We start from the raw sequence: 24,964 nt of genomic DNA on the forward strand, positions 1-24,964 counted from the left end.
TTAACTTGGGTTATCAGCCAATTCGAACCCTTCAGCTTCTTCATGAATTGTTCCTTCTTTATCCTCAACGCCATGCGTAAGCACTTCCAATTTCTTTCGGAATAGCATCACTATAGATCCAAATGCTACACAGAAAACTGCAATCCCTGTAAAAATCGCAAACTCTCCTTGACTCTCTGCCCATTCTCCTAATAAACCTGCAAGCTTGTTTCCAAAACCTGTCATTGCAAAGTATACCCCCATCATCAAAGCACCATATTTTACAGGTGCCAATTTGGTAATAAAAGAAAGTGCCACTGGTGAAATACAAAGTTCTCCAATGGTATGGAACAAGTATGCTAGTACTAACCAATACATGGCCGAAGAACCTTTTGAATCAAACTCCATTGAGGCAGCAGTCATAAAAAAGAATCCTGTACCCATTATGATAAGCCCAATGATCATTTTAAATAAAGAACTAGATACTTTACCTTTAAGTTTTCTATTAGCCCAATACCAGGCTACTGAAGTACCCAGAAAAATGATAAACATTGCATTTAAAGATTGGAACCAAGAAGCTGGTACTTCCCAACCCAATAACATTCTGTGTGTTTTTTCTTTAGCATAAATATTCATTAATCCTCCTGCTTGCTCAAAAGCTCCCCAGAAAACAATTACCAATAAAAACGAAATAAGAAGAACTATGATTCTATCTTTTTCGATCTTGGTAAGAGGCTTATTCATAGCTTCTTTATCTTCTTTTTTCTCTGAAGCTCCTAAAAAGTTTCCTACATTTTTAAGATATTTTTGTCCTACCAGGTATTGCAGTAACCCAAGAGCCATCCCTATTCCTGCAAGTCCAAAACCATAATGCCATCCATGTACTTCTCCTACATATCCAACAATTAAGCTTGATAAAAAAGCGCCTAAGTTAATTCCAATATAAAAAATTGTAAACCCTTTATCTCTTCTTATATCTCCTTGCGCATAAAGTCCTCCTACCATTGTAGAAATATTTGGTTTTAACATTCCTACTCCGGCAATAATTAAACCAAGTCCCGAGTACCATGCCCACATTTGCTCTATGGCCAAAATACTATGCCCAGCAACAAGTAAAATACCCCCTATTAAAACCGACTTCTTTTGGCCGAGAAATTTATCTGCAATCCAACCACCGGGAATAGATGCCACATAGACCAACATGGTGTACCAACCATAAAGTGCCAAAGCTTCTCCAGATGACCAACCTAAACCTGCATTTTCATCCATGGTCTTGGCAGTAAGGTACAATACAAAAATTGCACGCATTCCATAGTAGGAAAATCGTTCCCACATTTCTGTAAAAAATAGTATGTATAATCCTACCGGGTGTCCAAAAAGCTCTTTTTGATGAGCTGCTTTAACTGTATTTGCCATTATGTTAGTTTAATATTAATTTATAAGTTGTTTTTAATGAAGTTCGTCATTTTATTATATAAATGTAACCTGGTATTACCCCCAGAAACCGAGTGATTTTTGTCTGGATAAATAGCCCAATCAAAATCTTTATTTGCTTGTATTAATGCTTCAGCCAGCCTCATCGTGTTTTGCACATGCACATTATCGTCTGCACTACCATGTACCAATAAGAATTTTCCTTTTAATCCATTTACAAAATTAATAGGAGAATTATCATCATATCCTTTTGCATTCTCTTGTGGAGTCATTAAATATCGTTCTGTATAGATGGTATCATAAAACCTCCAACTGGTTACCGGAGCAACTGCAATTGCCATTTTAAAAGTATCTGCTCCTTTGAACAAACAATTACTCGACATAAATCCTCCGTAGCTCCATCCCCAAATACCAATGCGTGCGGCGTCTACATAATCCAACGCCCCCAGTTGTTTGGCTGCTGCTATTTGATCTTTAACCTCGAGATCTCCTAAGTTATTTTGCGTAGCTTTTTTGAATTTTGCACCTTTAAAACCTGTCCCCTTACCATCAACACAAGCCACGATAAAACCTTGTTGTGTTAAATACATATGCCAGTAATCCCTTTCTTTGTTCCAGGTATTTTTGACAGTTTGCGATCCCGGGCCAGAATATTGAAACATGAGTAACGGATACTTCTTTTTGGGATTAAAATCTTTGGGTTTCATCATCCACATATTAAGCGTTTCTCCGTTTACTTCTATGGTAGAAAACTCTTTGAAACGCATATCGTAGGTAGCCAATTTATCTGCAAGTACCTTATTATTTTTTATTTCACGAATTACATCACCCGTTGCAGCACTATTCAATGTGTATTCATAGGGCGTTTTAGCATTCGAAAAGTAATTGATATACGAACTAAAATCTGCAGTAAATTCAGCTTCATTAACTCCATCTTTTTTACTTAATCTCTTTTTCTCTTTTCCATCCAGTGAAATGGCATAAACATCTCGATTGATACTTGAATTTTCTACACTTTGATAAAATATCTTTTTGTTTTTGATATCATAACCATAATAATCTGTCACCTCCCATGGTCCTTTGGTAACCTGATTGATTAACTCTCCTGTTTCTTTGTAATGATAGATATGATTAAATCCATCCTTTTCGCTGGTCCAGATAAAACTATTATCGTCTAAAAAGGTAAGGTTATTGGTAATATTAATATATGCTTCATCCTTCTCGTTTAACACTACCTTTGGGGATTTGGTTTTGGCATCTACAAAAATTAAATCCAGATTATTTTGATGTCTGTTAAGTACCTGAACACTCAAAATATCCGGATTTGCACTCCATTTAATCCTTGGTATATAAAAATCTTTGTAATCGCCCAATTTTATTTCATCCAGGGCCATGGCTTCAATATTGGCTATAAACAAAGACACTTTGGCATTTTGCTCTCCTGCTTTAGGGTATTTAAACACTTCCTGTTTTTGATAAAGCGCTTTTCCGTATACATCCATAGAAAACTCTGGAACTTCTTTTTCATCAAATCTTATAAAAGCTATTTTCTTGCTATCGGCACTCCATTCAAAAGCTCTTACAAACATAAACTCCTCTTCATATACCCAATCTGTGATCCCATTAATAACTTCATTCTTTTTGCCATCATCTGTAAGCTGAATTTCTTGACCTGTTACAAAATTTAGCATAAAAATATTGTTATCCATCACATAGGCCACCTTATTCCCGTCGGGAGATAGTAAAGGGGATTGTACCTTTTTATCGCTAAGCTTAAACACTCCTTGAGAAGGCACGTCATAAATATGATAAATACCCTTGGAAGAATGACGATAAATTTGCTCTATCTCACTAGACAGTAAAATGCGAGTTTCATCTTTGCTAAAGATATAGCCTTGAAACGAGTTTAACCCATCGATAGAAGAAGAACTTACCAGGGTTTTTACTTTTTCTCCTGTTTTATAATCATACACCTCAATGTTGGTGGCTCCAGAAAGTTTATCTTTTTCTAAAACTGAGTATTGAGTTCCATTATTCATCGAGTGCAAAGACTCAAAACCATTTGTTGCAAATTCACCTTTCCAAATTTCTTCTAACGTGAAAGGTTTATTTTGAGCTATAGCCGTAATTCCGATAAAAAATGTAATTCCAAAAAACAATTTCGCAATCTTCATACTATAATTTTAAAAATTGTTAACGCCAAGAATACTAAAAAATCCGTGAAAAATACAACAATTGCTGTTAAATACAATAAAATCATAGTGCCTAGCTGGATTTTTTTTAACATATTATTAAAATAACCCTCTTTTATCAAAAGACTTATAACATTTCTAAATCACCCAAACCCAACCTAATTATGAATATCCCAAAACAGAATAGTATCTTTGAGTCCTTGTATTAATATTACGACATAATGGCTCCTGTAATTTCTGGATTTTCTAAACTATCTAAAGAAGATAAAATCAAGTGGTTAGCAGAACATCATTTTAACAATGATGTAACTGCTACAGATACGCTTATTACCTATTGGAATTCTGATGAGCAGTTACAACGTCTTCATGATGAGTTTACAGAAAACACGATTTCTAACTATTATTTACCCTTTTCGGTTGCTCCTAATTTTTTGATCAATGGTGAGCGCTATACCCTACCTATGACTATTGAAGAAAGCTCTGTGGTAGCGGCAGCAAGTAAAGCGGCAAAATTTTGGCAGATCAGAGGTGGTTTTTCGGCCCAGGTAATTTCTACAACAAAGGTTGGGCAAGTGCATTTCAGCTATATGGGAAGCTTTGAAAAACTCAATCAATTTTTTGATACAATAAAGAATACGTTAATCACTTCTGTTTCTCATATTACCAAAAACATGGAAAAACGCGGTGGTGGTGTACGAGAAATTGAACTGCGCAGTAAAACTTCAGAAATTGATAATTACTACCAGCTGCACTGTACTTTTGAAACAGCCGATGCCATGGGAGCAAATTTTATCAATTCCTGCCTGGAGCAATTTGCGAAAACACTGATTTCTGAGTCACAAACGTATGATGGATTTACCGAAACCGAGAGGAACATCGAGATCATTATGAGCATCCTATCAAATTATGTTCCCGAATGCTTGGTAAAAGCCTCTGTTTCTTGTGCCGTTAATGAATTGCCTACCAAACCAGAACTGTCTTCAAAGCAGTACGCCACAAAATTTGTTAGAGCCGTAAATATTGCCGAAATTGAACCATATAGAGCCGTAACACATAACAAAGGGATCATGAATGGTATAGATGCTGTGGTTTTGGCAACCGGAAACGATTTCAGAGCTATCGAAGCCGGAGCTCATGCTTATGCTTCAAGAAACGGAAAGTATTCAAGCCTTACACATGCCGAAATAAAGAATGATATTTTTACTTTTTCTATCGAAATCCCTCTTGCACTAGGGACGGTTGGTGGTTTAACCAACCTACACCCTCTGGTTAAATTGGCGCTTCAATTACTTGGGAAACCAAATGCAAAAAAACTAATGGAAATTACTGCAGTAGCAGGACTTGCTCAAAACTTTGCTGCTATTAACTCTTTAATTACAACAGGAATTCAGCAAGGACATATGAAAATGCACCTTATGAACATCCTGAATCAATTTAAAGCTACCGATAGTGAAAAAGAACAGCTTATAAAATATTTTAAAACAAATACGGTTACACATAGTGATGTGGTAACGCAAATCGAGAAATTGAGACAAGAATGAAAATAAGATTTTTTATAACGTATTTTTTACTCATTAGCACCGGATGCTTTTTGGTTAACCTGTTTAGCAATTATTTTATTTTTAACAAAACAGTTCTTACCGAACCTTTGGTTACATCTTTGATTACGGGATCGTTATTATCCTTAGGTTTTTTGTATGCCAATAGTCATAATTTGAAATCATAAAAGTTTCGAGAATGAAAAAGTCCTTTTACAGCCACGGAAAACTTTTACTAACCGCCGAATATTTGGTACTGGATGGAGTTGAGGCATTGGCTGTACCTACCAAAAAAGGACAATGGTTGTTTATTGAAGAAAATGAAACTGAAGAAATAACCTGGAAAAGTTTTGATGAAGATGGGAATTGTTGGTTTGATACCATGTTAATCATTGAAAACGGTATCCCACTACTGGTTCAGGATGATCAAGAAGAGGATTCAATTACCGATACTTTACTTAACATTCTTACAACCGCCAAAGAGCTAAACCCTAATTTTCTTTCTTCTGGTCATGGATATAGTATTGAGGCTCGATTAGAGTTTGATCGCCAATGGGGACTTGGCTCTTCTTCTACCCTAATTAATAATATTGCACAATGGGCAAAAGTAGATGCTTTTGAACTATTGGAAAAAAGTTTTGGCGGTAGCGGATATGATATAGCCTGCGCGCAACATGATACCCCTATTTTATATACACGTACCGAAGGTAAACCTATAATTAAAGAAATTGATTTTGATCCTCCCTTTAAAGAAGAACTTTTCTTTGTGTATCTGAATCAAAAACAAGACAGTAAAGAGTCTATTAAACGTTATCAATCTTTGCCTTTAAAGGACTTTGATAACGCAGAAAAAGTAATATCAGAAATAACTTCAAAAATAGTGGATTGCACTGCTGTCGATGCTTTTGAACGTTTAATTGATGAACACGAAGAAACTATCTCTAAAATAATAAAGACAGAAACAGTGAAATCCAAATTGTTTCCAGATTATCCAAGAAGCATAAAAAGTTTAGGCGGTTGGGGTGGAGATTTTGCTCTTGTAACCGGTACATCTTCTGAAATGAATTATTTTAAAGAAAAGGGATACACTACTATTATTTCTTATCTTGAAATGGTTTTATAAAGTAAAGAGACCCTCCAAAAAGTATTTTTTTGTCATTTCGATTGCTATGACACTACTTCTCTACCTTATAAAACGCTCGTAGACGACTATTCATAGTTCGGATTTTTTAAAACATCCTCCTCAATCCTCCTTCAAAGGAGGAGGCAGAAGCTACAAATACAACAAATGTCATTGCATCTACTGGATAAAACTTTTATTGGATTTCCTTGTAATGACTCATACTACAACGCTACTTCTCTACCTTATAAAACGCTCGTAGACGACTATTCATAGTTCGGTGATATGCCTTAAATAAAAAGTTTAAAAAAAATCACTCTTATCTTATCTTCCCTGTAACGAAAAATGAAACTCGTAGCACCTATTATTGGATAATTTTTAAGGAAAAACAGGCTTGAAACTCCGGCAGCTTATTATCCCATCAGAATGTGTTGCCGGAAAACCCGGCACAACTTTCCGAGCGGGGAATATGCTGCCGGAAAACCCGGCACGTTTTTCCGGGCCCGGAAAATGATCCCGGGTTTTCCGGGGCGTTTTTCCCAGGTGTAGAATCATTCTAAATAATTTAAGTTACATATAACCTATGAACCATGTATTGGTCATGCTACAATGAAAAAGTTTTAAGAATGGATAATTTTCAAAATACACGCATACCGTCATAGAGCCTGGCGAAGAACAAGATCTCGATGCCATGAAGCTTAGAGAACCTATGTAGACCAACTCACCTTCCTCTGCAAAGTCCCCACTTCGCCAAACAATCAAAGTAGGGAGACTTTGCGCAGCTGTGAACTGGGGCATCATACTACATCAGTTCCTCATGATCTATGAAAAAAGGGTTCAACTTTAATTAAGCCAAACCCTCGGTATTTTTACTTACACACTTTATGGGATAGTGTCTATAATTCTAACGCCTTCATAACATTATTATCCATCAGTAATTCTTCAGGATTTTCCAGTGCTTCTTTTACAGCTACCAAGAATCCTACTGATTCTTTACCATCGATAATTCTATGGTCATACGATAATGCTACATACATTACCGGAGCGATCACAATCTGTCCATCTCTTACGATCGGGCGCTCTACGATATTATGCATTCCTAGAATTGCACTTTGTGGTGGATTAATAATTGGTGTAGATAACATACTACCAAATACCCCACCATTGGTTATTGTAAATGTTCCTCCTGTCATTTCATCAACAGTAATTTGTCCTTCACGCGCTCTTATGGCCAATCGTTTTACTTCAGACTCTACCCCCCTAAAACTAAGGTTTTCTGCATTTCTAATTACAGGGACCATTAATCCTTTTGGCCCAGATACTGCGATACTAATATCTTGAAAATCGAAAGAAATCATTTCTTTACCATCAATCATAGAGTTAACAGCAGGATACATTTTTAACGCTCTTACACATGCCAAAGTGAAGAAAGACATGAATCCAAGACTTACACCATGTTTCCCCTTGAAGGTTTCTTTGTATTTACTTCGTAAATCAAAAATTGGCTGCATATCTACTTCGTTAAAAGTGGTAAGCATTGCCGTTTCATTTTTTACAGAAACCAATCGTTCGGCAACTTTACGGCGTAGCATTGATAGTTTCTTGCGGCTCTCTCCTCTACTTCCTGGCCCAGGAGTTCCCATAGATGCCTTTGCATCAAGAGCATCGGCTTTTGTAATTCGTCCGTCTCTACCAGTACCCTGTACTTGTGCAGGATCAATTCCTTTTTCGGCAAGCACTTTTTTGGCAGCAGGCGAAGCTGTTCCTGTAGCATATGTTTCAGTTTTCGCAGGTGCTGCAGGTGCAGGAGCTTCCTCTTTTTTCTCTTCGGCTTTTGGAGCTTCCTCTACTGGAGCGGGACCCGAATCACCACCTTCTGGTTTTGCTGCATCAGTATCAATAAGACAAACCACTTGTCCTACAGCCACAGCATCGCCTTCTTCAGCCATTAATGTAATAATACCACTTGCTTCTGCCGGAAGTTCAAGCGTAGCTTTATCACTATCTACTTCGGCGATTGCCTGATCTTTTTCAACATAATCACCAGTTTCTACAAGCCATTGTGCAATTTCTACTTCTGTAATTGACTCTCCCGGTGATGGGACTTTCATTTCTAAAGCCATAATTTTGAATTTATCCTTTGTAAATTTCCTTCGGAAATCCTTTTAATTATAGTTACGTATTAAATATTATCTTTTCTGATTATCCTTTGTTTTATCAAAAACATAATCGATTACTTGCTGATGTCTTCTTTTAGAACGCGTTGCGCTTCCCGCTGCCGGAGCTCCATAAGGTCTTCTACTTGCAAATCTAAAACTTTTTGCATCATCATAATGCATAAGCATATGACTTAAAGCTCCCATATTACGAGGCTCTTCTTGTGCCCAAACCACATCTTCGGCTTTGTATTTCTTAACAATTTTGTCCATTTCTGCCGCTGGCAATGGGAATAACTGTTCGATACGCACTAAAGCTACATCTTTTCTGCCTAGTTTTTCTTTTTCTTCTAATAAATCGTAATAGAACTTACCAGTACAGAAAACCAATGTCTTTACATCTTTAGCCTTGGCATCTGGGTCATCAATAATGGTTTGGAAACTACCTTCGGCTAACTCTTCTACTGAAGAAACTACTTTTGGGTGACGCAATAAACTTTTTGGAGTAAATACTACTAAAGGTTTACGATATTTTGCCTTCATTTGTCTACGAAGCAAATGGAACATGTTGGCTGGTGTAGTAACATCGGCAACAAACATATTGTCTTTTGCACATAACTGAAGATATCTTTCCATTCTGGCAGAAGAATGCTCGGCTCCCTGACCTTCATAACCATGAGGCAATAGCATTATAATACCGTTTTGCAATTTCCATTTATCCTCTGCAGAAGAGATGTATTGATCGATCATAATTTGGGCTCCATTACTGAAATCTCCAAACTGCGCTTCCCAAATTGTCAAAGTATCGGGGCTTGCCATGGCATATCCATAATCAAAGCCTAATACTCCATATTCTGAAAGTAACGAATTGTAGATATAGAAATCTCCCTGATCCCCATGAAGATTATTAAGCAGCAGCACTTCCTCTTCACTATCTTCTACCTTAATAACACCATGTCTATGTGAGAATGTTCCTCGTTCAACATCCTGCCCACTCATTCTAACATCGTATCCTTCTTTCAAAAGTGATCCATAAGCTAGTAGCTCTCCCATCGCCCAATCTAACTCGTCTGTTTCAAAAAATCTCTTATTTCTATCCTGAATTATTTTTTCAATTTTGCGAAGAAACTTTTTATCTTCTGGCAATTTGGTAATTACTTTGGCAATTTCTGTAAGTCCTTCTTTAGAAAAAGTAGTATCTACCACTTCCATCATTTCATCTTCCTGAACCCTTTCAAAACCTGCCCATTCGTCCTCCATAAATGGAGTAATTACTGTTTTTTCCTGTTTGCGAGAGTCTTCAAGCTCTTCTTCAAGTGAGGCTTTATATTCTTTTTCTAGCTTTGTCACATAAGCCTTATCTATAATACCTTCGGCAATCAATTTTTCGGCATAGATATCTCTTGGGTTTTTATGCTTAGCAATTGCCTTGTATAGTTTTGGTTGCGTAAAACGTGGTTCATCACCCTCATTATGACCATATTTTCTATACCCTAATAAATCGATAAACACGTCACGTTTAAATGTCATTCTAAAGTCCAAGGCAAAATTGGCTGCATGCACAACGGCTTCAGCATCATCGGCATTAACGTGAAGTACCGGAGACAAGGTTACTTTACCTACATCGGTACAATAGGTTGAAGATCTTGCATCAAGATAATTGGTAGTAAAACCAATTTGATTATTCACTACTATATGAATGGTACCTTCTGTTTTATACCCCTCCAACTTGGCCATCTGTACAATCTCATATACTAATCCCTGACCAGCAATTGCCGCATCTCCATGCACAACAATTGGAAGCACCGCAGAAGTATTCTCTTGATAGTGACGATCCTGTTTTGCTCGGGTAATCCCTTCTACTACTGCTCCTACAGTCTCTAGGTGAGAAGGGTTTGGAGCAATATTCATGTTTATATCCTTACCGTTATCGGTTTTTCGTTTAGAGGTCCATCCCAAATGGTATTTTACATCTCCATCAAAAACCGTTTCTTCATAATCTTTACCATCAAACTCACTAAAAATATCTTTGGGACTTTTTCCAAAAATATTGGTAAGCGTACTCAGGCGACCACGATGCGCCATTCCCATCACAAATTCTTTTACGCCAAGATCTGCGGCTTTTTCTACCAAAGCATCCAATGCAGGTATCAAAGACTCTCCACCTTCAAGTGAAAATCGTTTTTGACCTACGTACTTGGTATGTAAGAAACTTTCAAAAGAAACTGCTTGATTAAGTTTTTTAAGAATATGTTTTTTCTGATCTGCAGAAAACTTAGTTCGATTGGTATTAAAATTAACCCTGGCCTGGATCCATTCGCGTTCTTTTGGGTTGCGAATATACATGTACTCTATCCCTATCGAATCACAATATATTTGTTCCAGATGAACAATAATATTGCTTAACGTATTTGGTCCAATACCTATAATTTCTCCAGCATTAAAAACTGTATTAAGATCTGCCTGACTTAACCCAAAGTTTTCTAAAGCTAATGTAGGTGCATACTTTCGTCTTTCTCTAACTGGATTCGTTTTGGTAAACAAATGTCCTCGTGTTCTGTACCCGTCTATAAGTCGAACTACTTGAAACTCTTTTTGCACACTTTCGGGCACAGCAGTTGTTTCTCCAGATTCTTTTTCGACATAAATCGTTTCTCCAGAACCATTAGCGTTTTCTAAACCAAAATCAAACCCTTGAAAAAAAGCCCTCCAACTAGGTTCTACACTATCAGGGCTTTGTAAGTATTGATCATATAAATCTGCAAAAAATGCGGTATGAGCCGCATTCAAAAATGAATATTTATCCATATGTAAGTACTCAATTGTCTTTTTTATGACAAAACGATACAAAAATACAACAATTACAATTTATTGACCATTGAAATATCTATATTTATGCAACATTTTTTTTTGAAATTTAACGATGAAAGTATTTACCTCTCAAAATAATAACCTTTTTGTTTTAGTATTTACAATTCTGTTTTCCTTACAATTTAATTATTCTCAAGAGGAAAGTTTCTGGTCAAATGTAAGATTCGGAGGAAATATTGGTATTGGTTTTTCTAATGATACCTTCAATGCAGTACTTGCCCCGGCAGCTATATATGAATTTAATCCTTGGTTTAGTGCCGGACTTGGATTAAACTTTGGTTATAGTAGTTTTGATGATGATCGGTTTAATGAAGAAGGGAGCAGCACCAACTATGGTGCTAGTATCATTTCTTTTTTTAATCCGGTTCCCGAATTTCAATTTTCTGCAGAATTCGAACAAATGGGTGTGAACCGTCGTTTTGAGGTACCTGGCGAGACATTTACCGAGGATTACTGGTATCCTGCATTATTTGTTGGCGCAGGATACAGAACTGGTTTTGTAAGTTTTGGGTTGCGATACGATTTGCTCTTTGATGAAGATAAAAGTATTTATGGAAGTGCCTATGCGCCTTTTGTGAGAGTATTTTTCTAAAGATTATTGCGCAACCAAACTTTTTTCCATTCCCTTTTAAGAATTAAATATGTAGTATACATAGCGATCTCTTCAATGTTCTCGGATTGGAAATCTTTGATTTCTTTTTCCGACACATCTACAGCATACAATAAATTAAGGAAATCGTTAAAAGCATTTTGCAATTGATCATAAAGCAAATTGTTTAACTCCACAATGAGGTTGTTTGACTTTATTTCGGGATCGATGTCATGATCAATTCCTGCGCGATGTAAATCTTTTTGAAGTTGTTTCAGCAGTTGTGGATACAAATCTGCTTTCGCAACCTCGTCAAAAAGTTTATTTACAGCTACAATGTGATCATTATTAGACACTTCTATTCATTAAAGTTGAACCAAAAAGCCGTAGAAGCGCTTTCTTTTCTTCTGAAATTTCTAAATCATTTAATGCCGAAAAAGCCTTTTTCGTATATGCCTCAATCTCGGCACGAGTACGATCTTTGGCTCCTGTAGTTTCAAAGAGATGTTTAACCGTACTGATTTTTTCTGAAGGATCATCGGGGTTTAAGGAAAATAAACCTTGAAGTTGTTTTTTTTCATCATCAGAAGCATATTCTAATGCCTTGAGGTATAAGAAAGTTTTTTTATTTTCGATAATATCTCCTCCAACTTGTTTCCCGAAGGTTTCAGGGTTACCAAATGCATCGAGATAATCATCCTGAAGCTGAAAAGCCAATCCTAACAGCCTTCCAAAATCATAAATTGAAGACTTACTAGTTTCTGAAGCACCAGCTACGATCGCTCCCATTTTTAAAGCAGCTCCTACCAAAACAGCAGTTTTGTATTCTATCATTTTGATATATTCAGGAATCGTTACATCATCCCGGGTTTCAAAATCAATATCATATTGCTGTCCCTCACAAACTTCTATTGCGGTCTTTGTAAATAATTGTGCCAGCTCCCTAAATGTGGTACCATTATAGTTTTCGAATAATTGATATGCATTGATTAGCATGGCATCCCCTGATAGAATCCCGGTATTGACATCCCATTTTTCATGAACGGTCTCTTTTCCTCTTCTTAAAGGAGCATCATCCATGATATCATCATGAATTAGCGAAAAGTTATGAAAAATCTCTATAGCCAGTGCGGCATCCAAAGCTTCGTTATATGAGCCTTCAAAAATTTCAGCCGCCATAAGCACAAGTGTTGGTCTCAATCTTTTTCCACCAAGGCTTAAAATATAGGAAATAGGTTCGTAAAGGTTCTTTGGCTCTTTTGTAATAGTTTTCTTAGAGAGGTACTCTAGAAAGAACCCCTGATAATCAGAAATTGTGTGCACAGTCAAATTTTTATGCTAAGGTAAAACAATGGGATATGCATTTCAAAACTTATGTCCAAAAATCATTACTCTAGACGTCACAGCATCAGTCATTACTTAAAAAAATTAACATTAAAGTTTGGATTATTATGCATGTGTTAAATAAATGTAAAACTTTGGAAACTTTTATTGTTTTTATAGTTTCCGTATGTACATTTGCCCCCGTCATATTACAATTACCCCCAAAATAATGAAGGAAAAAATAGTCGAAAAAGCGAATGATCTGTTCTTGAATCTTGGATTTAAGAGCGTTACTATGGATGACCTTGCTTCGGAAATGGGCATTTCTAAAAAAACGATCTACACGCATTTTCAAAACAAAACAAAACTGGTTGAAGAAACCACAAAGCACCTTTTTTGCAAGATAACCGAAGGAATCAATACCATTCTCGAAGAAAATCTAGATCCTATTGAAGAACTTTATGCAATTAAGGCCTTTGTGATGCATCATCTTAAAAATGAAAAAACTGCTCCATTACATCAATTAGAAAAATACTATCCAAAAATTCATCAAGGATTAAAATCCAAGCAATTTGAGGTATTTCAGGAATGCGTAGTAGATAATCTTAAAAGAGGTATAGAAAAGGGAGTTTTTAGAAAAAACATAGATATCCAATTCATTTCGCGAATCTATTTTATAGGTACCAACGGAATAAAAGATAAAAACATGTTTCCCGAACAGATGTTTCCGGTTGCCAAACTGATGGACGACTATCTGGAATATCATATTCTGGGGATCACAACAGAAAAAGGACGCAAAATTTTAAACAATCTTATTAAAGAACATCAAATATGAGAAACAACCTTTGGTTATTTTGTCTTGGTTTGTTATCGATAGCCTCTTTGCAGGCTCAGCAATCGCCAACCGATTCTATTTATTCGTTTACTATAGACGAGGCCATTGAGTTTGCATTAGAAAACAGTTACCAATCAATCAATGCAAGACGAGATGTTGCAAAAGCAATTAAAAGAAAATGGGAAACTACGGCAGATGGTTTACCTCAAATTAGCGGAGTTGTTGATTATCAAAATCAATTAAAACAACCTGTTACTCCCTTACCAGGAGAACTTGTTGGCGGAGAACCAGGAACTTTTGTACCTGTTGTTTTTGGAGTTAAACAACAAGCCTCGGCCACTGCCACATTAAATCAACTTATTTTTGATGGATCTTATCTTGTAGGTCTTGAAGCTGCAAAGAGTTTCTTACAATTCAACAATGATTCTGAAGAAAAAGTACAACTCGAAGTGCGCAAAGGTGTGATCAATGCCTATGGCAGTGTACTTGTAGCCCAAGAAAGTGTAAAAATTCTTGAAAATAATGTAGCCGCACTAGAAAAAAATTATCAAGAGACTAAGAAAATTTTTGAAAACGGTCTGGCTGAAGAAGAAGATGTAGAACAACTACAAATCACTTTACTACAAATTCAAAATCAACTAAGCAATGCTAAACGAATGGAGAAAATTGCTCTGCAAATGTTTAATCTTGCTATTGGTGTTGATGTTGACTCTAACACTAAGCTGACAGATGATTTGGATAGTTTAACCTTAAAAAACATGGATCAATCTGTTACTACTACTCCTTTTATAATGGAAAACAATGTAGACTACAGACTAGCCTATCTTTTAACCGAGCAAAGAAGATTAGAACTTAAGCTCGAAAAAAGTAGAGCATTGCCAAAACTATCAGCATTTATCAATTATGGTACTGCTGCATTTGACAACGACTTTGTGTTTTTGGATAGTGAAACTCCATGGTTTCAATCATCTATTCTTGGGGCAAGTCTGGAGATTCCTATTTTTAGTTCTCTTAGACGCAGTGCAAAAACACAACAAGCCAAAATAGCCTTTGAGCAATCTAATACCGAATTTATACAAGCACAACAGGAAATTCAATTACAATATAATTCTGCAATAAGTGATTATAAACTTTCTATTGAAAACTATGATACCTCCAAGCAAAACTTGGGACTTGCCGAACGAATAGAAAACAAGAATCAAATTAAATATTCTGAAGGTCTTGCCACAAGTTTTGATCTTAGACAAGCCCAGTTACAACTATACAATACACAGCAAGAAGTATTACAAGCCATGCTTGATATCATCAACAAAAAAGCAGAACTAGAAACGATTTTAAACACACCAAAAAATAATAAGTAACCAATTATGAAAAAGATACTTACCATTTTATTCATTTCGCTTTTGATCATTTCATGTGGGCAAAACAGTTCAAAATCGATAGAAAAAATTATTGAAGATAAAGACCTGACTGCCTTACGTGCCAAAAGAACCGAAGTTGTTGGTCAACAACAAGAAATTGCTGATCAGTTAAAACAAATTGATGAAGCTATCGCTTCTTTGGATACCGTAAAAAAACTTCCTCTGGTTACCACTATAATGGCCAAAGACACTTTGTTTAATCACTACCTTGAGTTACAAGGAAATGTTGAAACAAAACAGAACATAGTTTTATATCCCGAAATGAGCGGTATACTTACCCGAGTATATGTCAAAGAGGGTCAAAAAGTGACTAGAGGACAATTGCTAGCAAGAATTGACGATGGCGGATTGAGTCAGCAACTTTCGCAAGTAGAAGTACAAGCGCAATTAGCAAAAACAACTTTTGATCGCCAAAAAAGACTTTGGGAGCAAAAGATTGGTTCTGAAATTCAATATCTCGAAGCAAAAACAAATTATGAGGCTCAGCAAAATGCAGTAAATCAAATTAAACGACAGTTGGCAAAAACTACCATTAACGCTCCTTTTTCTGGAGTAATCGATGATGTGATCACCGAACAAGGTAGTGTAGTTTCTGCTGGCCAAAACCAAGTTATTCGTATTGTTAATCTTAATGATATGTATATCGAGACTGAAGTACCAGAACGATATATTGCCAGCATAACTAAAGGTAAAAATGTAGAGGTTTACTTTCCGGTACTAGGCAAAACCATAGAAACCAAAGTAAGACAAGTAGGCAACTATATTAACCCAAACAACCGATCTTTTATGGTAGAAGTGGGTATTCCTTCAAACGGGGGAACTATCAAACCAAATCTTACTGCAAAGGTAAAGATTAATGATTACACCAATGAGAAAGCGATATTGATACCCCAAAGTATCATTTCAGAAAATGCCGAAGGAGATCAATATACCTATGTTACTTCGGGTAAGGATGCTCAAAACATAGCTCAAGCCAATAGAGTAGTTATAAAAACCGGAAAAACACAAGGGGACCTTATAGAGGTTATAAATGGACTCAATAATGGAGATGCTATTATTAGTGAAGGTGCCCGAAGCGTTAAAGATGGTCAGAAAGTTAAAATTTTAAACTAACATACCCTATGGAAGTTAATAAGAAAAAGGTAGATAAGGAGTTTAAATTATCCTCCTGGGCCATAGACAACCCAACTACTATATATGTAATGATTGCTATATTTTTGGTCTTAGGGCTTTCTGCGTATTTCTCTATGCCTAGAGAAAATTTTCCAGAAATTAACGAGACTAAAATATATATAAGCATTCCCTACCCAGGAAATACGGCAGAGGATATTGAGCGATTAATCGTTGATCCACTAGAAGACAGACTCAAAAATGTAAGTAATGTAGTAGAGATTCTTTCTACTTCACAAGAGGATTATGGTATTATCACTATAGAATTTGAAGAAGAACTTACTGTTGCCGAAGCCAAACAAAAGGTAAAAGATGAAGTAGATTCTGAAAAAGCAAACGAAGACTGGCCTACATTTAATGATGCCAAAGTAGAACCAGATGTTTTCGATCTCAGTATATCAGAAGAAACACCAATCTTAAATATCAATATTGCGGGTGATTATCCAGTAGACAAGCTAAAAGAATATGCCGAGTATCTTGAGGATGAAATAGAGGATCTTTTGGAAATCAAAAAGGCAGAAATTCGAGGTGCTCAGGAAAAAGAAGTAGAGGTTGCCGTAGATATTTATAAAATGATGGCCGCCAAAGTAAGTTTTGATGATATAATCAACACCATCAAAAATGGAAACGTAACCATGTCTGCTGGAAATATGATTACCAGCGGACAGCGAAGAACGATAAGAATACTTGGCGAGATTGATCGCCCAACAGAACTTGATGATTTTGTTGTAAAATCTCAAGACGGTGCAGTGTATCTTAGGGATATTGCCGAAGTAACTTTTAAAGAGGAAGACAAGACCACGTATGCCAGAGAATTTGGCCATAATGTAGTGATGTTGGATGTCATGAAACGTTCTGGAAAGAACATGATTGAAGCCGTAGAGAAAATAGATAAGATTCTTGAAAATGCTGAAGAAAATGTCTTTCCATCAGATCTTAGTGTAACCGTAGCCAACGATCAATCTGAAAAAACCGAAAACCAAGTAAGCGACCTGGTAAATAATATCATTTTTGGGATTATTCTAGTGGTGGGAGTATTAATGTTCTTTCTAGGTTTCAGAAATGCACTTTTTGTTGGGTTTGCAATCCCTATGTCGATGTTTATGTCTTTTATGATACTTTCGGCTTTAGGGTACACTATGAATACCATGATTCTTTTTGCTCTGATTATGGGATTAGGAATGCTGGTAGATAATGGTATTGTAGTGGTAGAAAACGTATATCGATTGATGGAAGAAGAAGGCATGTCTCGTATACAGGCTGCAAAAAAAGGTATTGGTGAAATTGCTTATCCTATCATCATTTCAACCGCCACAACCGTAGCTGCTTTTATTCCATTGGGAATGTGGCCCGGGGTAATGGGCGAATTTATGATTTATTTCCCTATTACTTTATCCGTTGTACTAGGATCATCGCTTTTTGTGGCCATTTTTATTAACTCGATGCTCGTTTCTCAGTTTATGGAAATTGGTGAAAAAAAACTAACCCGCAAACAACTTATTCGACTTAGTATTATTCTTGGTGGGATCGGAATTTTCATATTAATTATTGGAGGACAAGTTAGAGCCTTAGGTAGCCTAATGATTGTTACCGCAATCATGTTTTGGGTGTACCGCTATGTGCTTAAGGGTGCTGCAAATTTCTTTCAACGAAGAATTTTGGCATGGCTAGAAGATAAATATCAGCGCTTTTTATCTTTTGCCCTTAGAGGGTGGCGCGCTTATGGTTTTGTGTTTGGTACATTTATTTTATTGTTTGTTGTTTTTGCCATGTTTGGAGGTTCTATAGAAAGTCAACGAACCAAAGTAGAGTTCTTCCCCGATAATAAACCCAACCAAATTGTTGTGTATATCGAATATCCCCAAGGAACTGATATTGATAAAACCAATGCCATTACCAAAGAGATTGAGCAGCGCGTATATGCGGTTGTAAACGATCGTGAATATGTAGAAGGTGAAAACTATAATTTCTTGGTAGAATCTGCAGTTTCACAGGTTGGTGAAGGTGCCGGTAATCCACAAACCGATGGAGGAAGTAGTGCCGAAATGCCACATCGTTCAAAGATCACTGCAACGATGAGGGAGTTTAAATTCAGAAAAGGGAAAGACTCTGAAGTGCTACGCCAAAAAGTACAGGAAAACCTTAAAGGCATTTATCCAGGGGTTGCGATCTCTGTAGAAAAAGACCCCGTTGGTCCACCTGCAGGATACCCGATCAATATCGAAATTGAAGGACCAAATTATGACGAATTGATCAATATAGCAGAACAAATGCGAAACTTCATCAATGAGAAAAATATAGCCGGTATCGAAGAATTAAAAATCGATGTTAACAAAGGTAAACCCGCAATGCAAGTAGTTGTAGATCGCGAAAAAGCAGGAGAATTAGGGGTTGCCGCTGGGCAAGTGGGTAATCAACTACGTCGATCTATTTTTGGAGAGAAAGCTGGGGTCTACAAAAAGGATGGCGAAGATTATGATATATACGTTCGATTTAATGAAGACAACAGGTACAATACCAGTGCTCTTTTTGAACAGAATATCACGTTCAGAGATCAAGCAACAGGAAGACTTAAGGAAATCCCTGTTTCGGCAGTAGCATCAAAAAAGAATACCTCATCCTTTAGTGCTATCAAACATAAAGACACGAAGCGTGTGGTTACGGTATATTCTGGTCTTCAACCAGGATATACAGATGCAGGAGCAATTGTGTCGCAAATTCAGACCGAAATGGCGAGTTTCCCAACTTTACCTAGAGGTATAAAAATAGATTATACAGGCCAAATAGAGGAGCAAAATAAACAAATGGCTTTCTTGATGAGTGCCTTCTTTGCAGGATTAGGATTAATCATGTTGATTTTGATCTTTCAATTTAGTTCTATTTCAAAACCAACCATTATCATGATCGCTATATTCTTGAGTTTTATAGGAGTGTTTGGTGGAATTTTGGTGACAGGAGCCTCCTTTGTAATCATGATGACGATGATGGGAATTATTTCCCTTGCCGGAATTGTGGTAAACAATGGTGTAGTATTATTAGATTACACCCAGCTACTTATTGATCGTAAAAAAGTAGAACTAAATGTTGCCGAAAGGGATCTTTTACCCAATGAAGAAGTAATGAAACTTATTATTAAAGGAGGAAGAGCTCGTTTACGTCCAGTATTATTAACGGCAATCACAACGGTATTGGGACTAATCCCACTAGCTATTGGCTTTAATATTGATTTCTTTTCATTATTTAGCACAGGTGACCCAAGAGTATATTTTGGTGGTGACAATGTGATTTTCTGGGGGCCATTAGCATGGGCCGTAATCTATGGATTGATCATTGCTACCTTCCTTACTCTAATTATTGTGCCCTGTTTGTTTTTTATTGTGAATAGAGTAAAAGTACGATTTAGTAAAAAGAAAGTTGTAGAAGTACCTGTTACAGCTGCAACCGCATAGGGATATGTAAAATTGATGAAAAAACGCCGCAATTAGCGGCGTTTTTTTGTTTATTATCCATTATCGATTTGGTTTAAAATGTAAAATTAAGCCCTGCTTGTAAGAACGTTCCATTAAAACCAAATTGGTTTACCTCCCAAGGATATCTAAACCTTCCTCCCAAATCAGTTCCGAAATCTCCAAAAGTTTCGATTTCGTCAGGATATACGTCTAATAGATTGTTTGCTGTGACCTTTCCTGTTACCCAATCTGCAAATCTATAAGAAACGGTTAGATCGGTAAGAACTTTTCCAGCGAAGGTCTGATCAAAATCCGGACCTGACGAACTTCTCCAGGTTACTTCACCAAAATAAGTGTTATTTAATACAAAATTAAACTTTGCAATATCATAGCTTAAACCCAGTACACCTTTGACATTTGGTCTGGCTGTTGTAATTCGTGATTGTTCTTCTCTATTAAAAATATTGGTATATCCGGCATTCAATATTTTTTCGGGAACTGTAATCGTACCATCAATATCGGTTTCATTCCAGTTAAAGGCAGCATTCACATCAAGAGTTCCCTTCCCCAAAGAAATTCCTCTATAATTAGCCACTAAATCTACCCCTTGTGTTTTAGTGTCGACCGCATTTACAAAAAATGTAATATTACCGATAGCATTATCGATAAGCACTTGTTCTACTGCATTGATAGAAGTATCATCATCATCAAATCCCAAGGGATTGGTAAGTAATACCCTATCCTCTACCTTTATGTTATAATAATCTACTGCAATAGAAAAGTTTGGTGTAAATCTATAGGTTACCCCACCCGCAATATTAAAAGATTCTTCGGCATCAAGTTGTGGAACTCCAAGGCCATTTACCGGATCAATAATAATAGGATCTGCATTATTAAAAGTCCCCTGTTGCCCTATAGAACCATCTGCCAACTGTAAGGTCTGAATGTTACTTAAATAGATCTGATGCAGTGAAGGTGCTCTGAAGGCCGTATTCACAGATGCTCTAATGGCACCTCTACTATTATTAAGAAGATATCTTGCCGCTACTTTCCAGGTAAAATTTTCTCCAAAATCACTATAATCTTCATACCTAACCGCACCACTAACTAGAAAAGCTTCATCGATGTCCCAATCTACCCCTCCATAAACACCAAAATTAGATCGTGTCTCATTCAATGCATTTTCTGGTGTTAACCCAGGAAAAGATTGAGCTCCGCCACCAAAATAAGAAGCCAATTCACCTGCTTTGGTAACAAATCGTTCTTGTCTTACTTCAGAACCTAACGACACACTAACATCTCCGAAATTTCTAGAGATATCCAAGTTTCCAATATGATTACTAAAGCTATATCCTCCAGGATTAAAGCTTGTTGGACTGTTCGCTCCAAGATCCGGGTTCAAAGAGTTGTTTACCTCATAGTCGACCGCATTCCTTCCGAAGGTATAACTTATATCAAAATTCCATTCTTTAAACATCTTCCATCGGTTTCCCACAGAAAATGAATTGTCTCTAATGTCGGTCTCAAAAGTAGGTTGAAAACCTTGATATTCGGTTCCCGGTTCATGCAATAAATTAAATGGATCTGGCACCCAGTACGGAGCTCTATAAAGTGCAAAACTTTTTCCATCTCTTTTTTGAAAACTTCCAAATGCATAAAATTCTGCTGTATCACTTGCATAAGGAAACCCTGCATTAATTGCCAACCCTAATCGATCATATTCGGGCTGTCCCACGATCATCCCCAAATCCGGATTTTCCTGAATCCATGGGTTGCTCCCATCAAGTAGGCTATTTGCCAAGGCCTGTTGTGCGTCAAACTCTTCTTGCGTGAGATCACCATTGGCTACTGCATCTGGATCTGGTTGAAATACATTTCCAAAAAGTAAATCATTTCCTGGTTCTCCCGCCCGATTTGTGTAATCCTGATGATAAAAATCTGCGGTAAAATTAATGTAACCTCCAAAGTCTGGATTGATGGTAGTATTAAAACTTCCGCTATAGGTAAATCCATCACCTTCTGTGGTAACTCCTGTACCAAGATTTATAGTAGATTTCTCTACATCTTCTTTCAAAATAATGTTTATTACACCTGCAATGGCATCAGACCCATATTGAGCCGAAGCTCCGTCTCTCAACACCTCGACTCTTTCGATAGCTGCGGGAGGAATACTCTTCATATCGACCCCTACCTCACCACGGCCCGGAGTTTCATTAACATACACCAAAGCACTTTGGTTTTTCCGTTTACCATTAACAAGAACCAAGGTTCTACTTGGCCCAAGGTTTCTAAGTTCAGATGGATCGAAATGTGCAGTTGCATCAGAGATAGTCTGTTGTGTAGAATTATAAGAAGGTACTCTAAACGCAATCATCTTATCTAATTCTGGTTGCGCACTTATAGTTAATTCTTCGGATGTGATATTGTCGATAGCTACAGGAGACTCTATTACAGTTCTTGGTTTGGCCCTGTTTCCAACAATTACAATCTCATCAAGAACTGCGCCTTCTTCAATATACACGGTTATTGCAGCACTTGAAGAAACTTCTTGCTCTACTGTTTTGAAACCGACTGAAGAAAAGACCAAGGTGGTTGGAAATGAATTTACGGTCATCGAAAAATTACCATCAATATCTGTGGTTGTACCGTTGGATGTTCCTTTTTCAACTATATTAATAAATGGAACCGCTTGGTTAGATGATTTGCTCAATACGTTTCCGGTAACCGTTTCTTGAGCAATCATTAAAGCTGGCAAAAAAAATAAGAATAGCAAAATCTTCATTTTGCTAAAATGAGCCTGTTTTTTCATAATGATTTGTTTAAATGTTCGGTTAAAGCTATTAAAAGATATTTATAAAAAAATGTTAAAACTAACATGTGTTCGCACTTAAAAACCACAATATTTATCAAGTTTAAGTTTAAACCGTTAAAAGTTTGCATAAAAACCATATTTTACATTATTCTACGTTTTCTTTTTTAATGCCTCCCTGTATTATGGTAGTCAAAACCTTAAAAGCAATTAAGTGATTTGTCGATTACAATTAACCCAAAAACTATCCACTCAGACAGTATTACTTATCCAATAAACTTCTTATTTTTGCAGCCTTAATACGAGCTACTATGTATAGAAGTCATTCTTGTGGAGAATTAAACTCATCAAATATCAATACCGAGGTTACACTGGCCGGTTGGGTTCAGAAAACAAGAGATAAAGGTTTTATGATTTGGGTAGATCTTAGAGATCGCTATGGCATTACTCAATTAATATTTGATGAAGAGCGCACCCCTGCAGATGTTGTTGAAAAAGCAAAAACTCTGGGAAGAGAGTTCGTTATTCAAGTACAAGGAACGGTGATTGAGCGTGAATCTAAAAATCCGAATATACCTACGGGAGAAATTGAGATTCTGGTTAAAGAATTGACAGTGCTAAATGAAGCTATAGTACCTCCTTTTACTATTGAAGATGAAACCGACGGTGGTGAAGATATTAGAATGAAATACAGATATCTTGATATCCGTAGAAACCCAGTAAAAAATAGTTTGATGTTTCGTCATCAAGTTGCCATGAAGGTTCGGAACTATCTTTCGGAAGAAGGCTTTATAGAAGTTGAAACACCATATTTGATAAAATCTACTCCCGAAGGGGCACGAGATTTTGTAGTGCCTTCTAGAATGAATGAAGGACAATTTTATGCGTTACCGCAATCCCCACAAACCTTCAAGCAATTACTTATGGTTGGAGGAATGGATAAGTATTTCCAAATCGTAAAATGTTTTAGGGATGAAGACTTAAGAGCAGACAGACAGCCAGAGTTTACACAAATAGACTGTGAAATGGCGTTTGTTGAACAAGAAGATATATTAAGCATTTTTGAAGGACTTACTCGCCATTTACTTAAAGAAATTAAAGGTGCAGAAATAGGTGATTTCCCAAGAATGACCTATGACGAAGCCATGAAAATGTATGGTAACGACAAACCAGATATTCGTTTTGGGATGAAATTCGGAGAGCTAAATGCTGTAACCCAACATAAAGAGTTTAAAGTTTTTAATGAGGCCGAGTTGGTTGTTGGGATTGCCGTTCCTGGTGGAGCATCCTACACCCGTAAAGAAATTGACAAACTCATCGACTGGGTTAAGAGACCACAAGTAGGAGCTCTTGGAATGGTATACGTAAAATGTAATGAAGACGGAACCTATAAATCTTCTGTGGATAAATTTTACGATCAAGATGATTTGGCAAAATGGGCCGAGGTTACAGGTGCAAAACCTGGAGATTTGATTTGCGTACTTTCTGGTCAAACCAACAAAGTAAGAGCTCAATTAAGTGCTCTAAGAATGGAGTTGGCAGAAAGGTTAGGACTAAGAAATCCAGAAGAATTTGCTCCATTATGGGTTGTAGACTTCCCATTACTTGAATGGGATGAAGATACAGAGCGCTATCACGCCATGCACCATCCGTTTACTTCACCTAAACCAGAAGATATTCCTTTACTAGACACTAAACCAGGTGATGTAAGAGCAAATGCATATGATCTTGTCTTAAATGGAAATGAAATTGGAGGAGGCTCTATTCGTATTCATGATAAAGAAACACAAGCATTAATGTTCGACCACCTAGGATTTACCCCTGAAGAGGCCAAAGCACAATTTGGTTTCTTAATGGATGCTTTTCAATATGGTGCCCCACCACATGGTGGAATTGCCTTTGGATTCGACAGATTGGTTGCTATACTGGGCGGACAGGAAACCATAAGAGATTTTATTGCTTTTCCAAAAAACAATAGCGGCCGGGATGTAATGATCGATGCTCCAGCCACTATTGATAAAGAGCAACTAAAAGAATTAAACATCAAACTTGATTTGTAGCTATAACTAATCCCGCTT

At 36.8% G+C, this 24,964-nt stretch carries 16 protein-coding genes; 8 read left to right on the forward strand and 8 right to left on the reverse strand.

The annotated features are described in order from the left end of the window. Complete coding sequence (locus tag U6A24_RS02160; protein ID WP_324178292.1) at window positions 1-1,395, reverse strand: peptide MFS transporter; 1,395 nt, start codon at window positions 1,393-1,395, stop codon at window positions 1-3. A 20-nt stretch (window positions 1,396-1,415) separates the two neighbouring features. After that, entirely contained in the window at window positions 1,416-3,587 is a 2,172-nt protein-coding gene (locus tag U6A24_RS02165; protein WP_324178293.1) for a S9 family peptidase, read from the reverse strand. 239 nt (window positions 3,588-3,826) lie between these two features. Here U6A24_RS02165 and U6A24_RS02170 point away from each other — a divergent pair, with 239 nt between their 5' ends. Beyond that, on the forward strand, window positions 3,827-5,146 hold the full coding sequence (locus tag U6A24_RS02170) for a hydroxymethylglutaryl-CoA reductase, degradative (RefSeq protein ID WP_324178294.1): 1,320 nt from the start codon (window positions 3,827-3,829) through the stop codon (window positions 5,144-5,146). 196 nt (window positions 5,147-5,342) lie between these two features. After that, window positions 5,343-6,266, forward strand: a complete 924-nt coding sequence (locus tag U6A24_RS02175; protein ID WP_324178295.1) for a GYDIA family GHMP kinase — start codon at window positions 5,343-5,345, stop codon at window positions 6,264-6,266. A gap of 567 nt (window positions 6,267-6,833) precedes the next feature. Here the strand turns inward: U6A24_RS02175 and U6A24_RS02180 are convergent. From U6A24_RS02180 to U6A24_RS02190, 3 genes are all read right to left on the reverse strand, one after another. Then, window positions 6,834-7,064 (reverse strand): hypothetical protein, encoded by a 231-nt coding sequence (locus U6A24_RS02180; RefSeq protein WP_324178296.1) that lies wholly within the window; start codon window positions 7,062-7,064, stop codon window positions 6,834-6,836. Between the two features lie 95 nt (window positions 7,065-7,159). Beyond that, window positions 7,160-8,386 carry a 2-oxoglutarate dehydrogenase complex dihydrolipoyllysine-residue succinyltransferase gene (odhB, locus tag U6A24_RS02185; protein WP_324178297.1) on the reverse strand — a complete coding sequence of 409 codons (1,227 nt, stop codon included), beginning with the start codon at window positions 8,384-8,386 and terminating at the stop codon, window positions 7,160-7,162. Between the two features lie 66 nt (window positions 8,387-8,452). Then, window positions 8,453-11,227: a 2-oxoglutarate dehydrogenase E1 component gene (locus U6A24_RS02190; RefSeq protein ID WP_324178298.1), complete on the reverse strand. Its 2,775-nt coding sequence runs from the start codon at window positions 11,225-11,227 to the stop codon at window positions 8,453-8,455. Between the two features lie 115 nt (window positions 11,228-11,342). Here U6A24_RS02190 and U6A24_RS02195 point away from each other — a divergent pair, with 115 nt between their 5' ends. After that, window positions 11,343-11,882: an alpha-ketoglutarate decarboxylase gene (locus tag U6A24_RS02195; RefSeq protein ID WP_324178299.1), complete on the forward strand. Its 540-nt coding sequence runs from the start codon at window positions 11,343-11,345 to the stop codon at window positions 11,880-11,882. On the opposite strand, the gene U6A24_RS02200 is transcribed toward U6A24_RS02195, so the two are convergent. Both U6A24_RS02200 and U6A24_RS02205 read right to left on the reverse strand, forming a co-directional pair. Continuing rightward, the gene (locus U6A24_RS02200) at window positions 11,879-12,235 is read right to left on the reverse strand and encodes a hypothetical protein (protein ID WP_324178300.1); all 357 of its coding nucleotides are present in this window, start codon (window positions 12,233-12,235) and stop codon (window positions 11,879-11,881) included. The genes U6A24_RS02195 and U6A24_RS02200 overlap by 4 nt on opposite strands. After that, window positions 12,228-13,202 carry a polyprenyl synthetase family protein gene (locus U6A24_RS02205; protein WP_324178301.1) on the reverse strand — a complete coding sequence of 325 codons (975 nt, stop codon included), beginning with the start codon at window positions 13,200-13,202 and terminating at the stop codon, window positions 12,228-12,230. The genes U6A24_RS02200 and U6A24_RS02205 overlap by 8 nt, the downstream gene beginning before the upstream one ends. 229 nt (window positions 13,203-13,431) lie before the next feature. Between U6A24_RS02205 and U6A24_RS02210 the strand changes: the two genes are divergently transcribed. From U6A24_RS02210 to U6A24_RS02225, 4 genes are read left to right on the forward strand one after another with little or no spacing between them, the layout of a single operon-like run. Then, the gene (locus tag U6A24_RS02210; RefSeq protein ID WP_324178302.1) at window positions 13,432-14,037 is read left to right on the forward strand and encodes a TetR/AcrR family transcriptional regulator; all 606 of its coding nucleotides are present in this window, start codon (window positions 13,432-13,434) and stop codon (window positions 14,035-14,037) included. Continuing rightward, window positions 14,034-15,398 carry a TolC family protein gene (locus U6A24_RS02215; RefSeq protein ID WP_324178303.1) on the forward strand — a complete coding sequence of 455 codons (1,365 nt, stop codon included), beginning with the start codon at window positions 14,034-14,036 and terminating at the stop codon, window positions 15,396-15,398. The genes U6A24_RS02210 and U6A24_RS02215 overlap by 4 nt, the downstream gene beginning before the upstream one ends. Before the next feature lie 6 nt (window positions 15,399-15,404). Continuing rightward, window positions 15,405-16,571 (forward strand): efflux RND transporter periplasmic adaptor subunit, encoded by a 1,167-nt coding sequence (locus U6A24_RS02220; RefSeq protein ID WP_324178304.1) that lies wholly within the window; start codon window positions 15,405-15,407, stop codon window positions 16,569-16,571. A gap of 8 nt (window positions 16,572-16,579) precedes the next feature. Beyond that, a complete protein-coding gene (locus tag U6A24_RS02225; RefSeq protein WP_324178305.1) occupies window positions 16,580-20,077 on the forward strand; it encodes an efflux RND transporter permease subunit in 3,498 nt (1,165 codons plus the stop codon). 73 nt (window positions 20,078-20,150) lie between these two features. On the opposite strand, the gene U6A24_RS02230 is transcribed toward U6A24_RS02225, so the two are convergent. After that, window positions 20,151-22,886, reverse strand: coding sequence for a TonB-dependent receptor (locus U6A24_RS02230; protein ID WP_324178306.1), 2,736 nt, complete (start codon window positions 22,884-22,886; stop codon window positions 20,151-20,153). 311 nt (window positions 22,887-23,197) lie between these two features. Here U6A24_RS02230 and aspS point away from each other — a divergent pair, with 311 nt between their 5' ends. Then, window positions 23,198-24,946, forward strand: coding sequence for an aspartate--tRNA ligase (aspS, locus tag U6A24_RS02235; RefSeq protein ID WP_324178307.1), 1,749 nt, complete (start codon window positions 23,198-23,200; stop codon window positions 24,944-24,946). The last annotated feature ends 18 nt before the right edge of the window (window positions 24,947-24,964 follow it).

It is taken from the genome of Aquimarina gracilis, from assembly GCF_035285365.1.
Classification (GTDB): domain Bacteria; phylum Bacteroidota; class Bacteroidia; order Flavobacteriales; family Flavobacteriaceae; genus Aquimarina; species Aquimarina gracilis.

What these genes read in the sequence shown, in the direction of transcription:
- U6A24_RS02180 (WP_324178296.1), bottom strand. Translation starts at nt 7,064, where the DNA reads ATGATGCCCCAGTTCACAGCTGCGCAAAGTCTCCCTACTTTGATTGTT.
- U6A24_RS02170 (WP_324178294.1), top strand. Translation starts at nt 3,827, where the DNA reads ATGGCTCCTGTAATTTCTGGATTTTCTAAACTATCTAAAGAAGATAAA.
- U6A24_RS02230 (WP_324178306.1), bottom strand. Translation starts at nt 22,886, where the DNA reads ATGAAAAAACAGGCTCATTTTAGCAAAATGAAGATTTTGCTATTCTTA.
- aspS (WP_324178307.1), top strand. Translation starts at nt 23,198, where the DNA reads ATGTATAGAAGTCATTCTTGTGGAGAATTAAACTCATCAAATATCAAT.
- U6A24_RS02225 (WP_324178305.1), top strand. Translation starts at nt 16,580, where the DNA reads ATGGAAGTTAATAAGAAAAAGGTAGATAAGGAGTTTAAATTATCCTCC.
- U6A24_RS02165 (WP_324178293.1), bottom strand. Translation starts at nt 3,587, where the DNA reads ATGAAGATTGCGAAATTGTTTTTTGGAATTACATTTTTTATCGGAATT.
- U6A24_RS02190 (WP_324178298.1), bottom strand. Translation starts at nt 11,227, where the DNA reads ATGGATAAATATTCATTTTTGAATGCGGCTCATACCGCATTTTTTGCA.
- U6A24_RS02215 (WP_324178303.1), top strand. Translation starts at nt 14,034, where the DNA reads ATGAGAAACAACCTTTGGTTATTTTGTCTTGGTTTGTTATCGATAGCC.
- U6A24_RS02195 (WP_324178299.1), top strand. Translation starts at nt 11,343, where the DNA reads ATGAAAGTATTTACCTCTCAAAATAATAACCTTTTTGTTTTAGTATTT.
- U6A24_RS02160 (WP_324178292.1), bottom strand. Translation starts at nt 1,395, where the DNA reads ATGGCAAATACAGTTAAAGCAGCTCATCAAAAAGAGCTTTTTGGACAC.
- odhB (WP_324178297.1), bottom strand. Translation starts at nt 8,386, where the DNA reads ATGGCTTTAGAAATGAAAGTCCCATCACCGGGAGAGTCAATTACAGAA.
- U6A24_RS02175 (WP_324178295.1), top strand. Translation starts at nt 5,343, where the DNA reads ATGAAAAAGTCCTTTTACAGCCACGGAAAACTTTTACTAACCGCCGAA.
- U6A24_RS02210 (WP_324178302.1), top strand. Translation starts at nt 13,432, where the DNA reads ATGAAGGAAAAAATAGTCGAAAAAGCGAATGATCTGTTCTTGAATCTT.
- U6A24_RS02220 (WP_324178304.1), top strand. Translation starts at nt 15,405, where the DNA reads ATGAAAAAGATACTTACCATTTTATTCATTTCGCTTTTGATCATTTCA.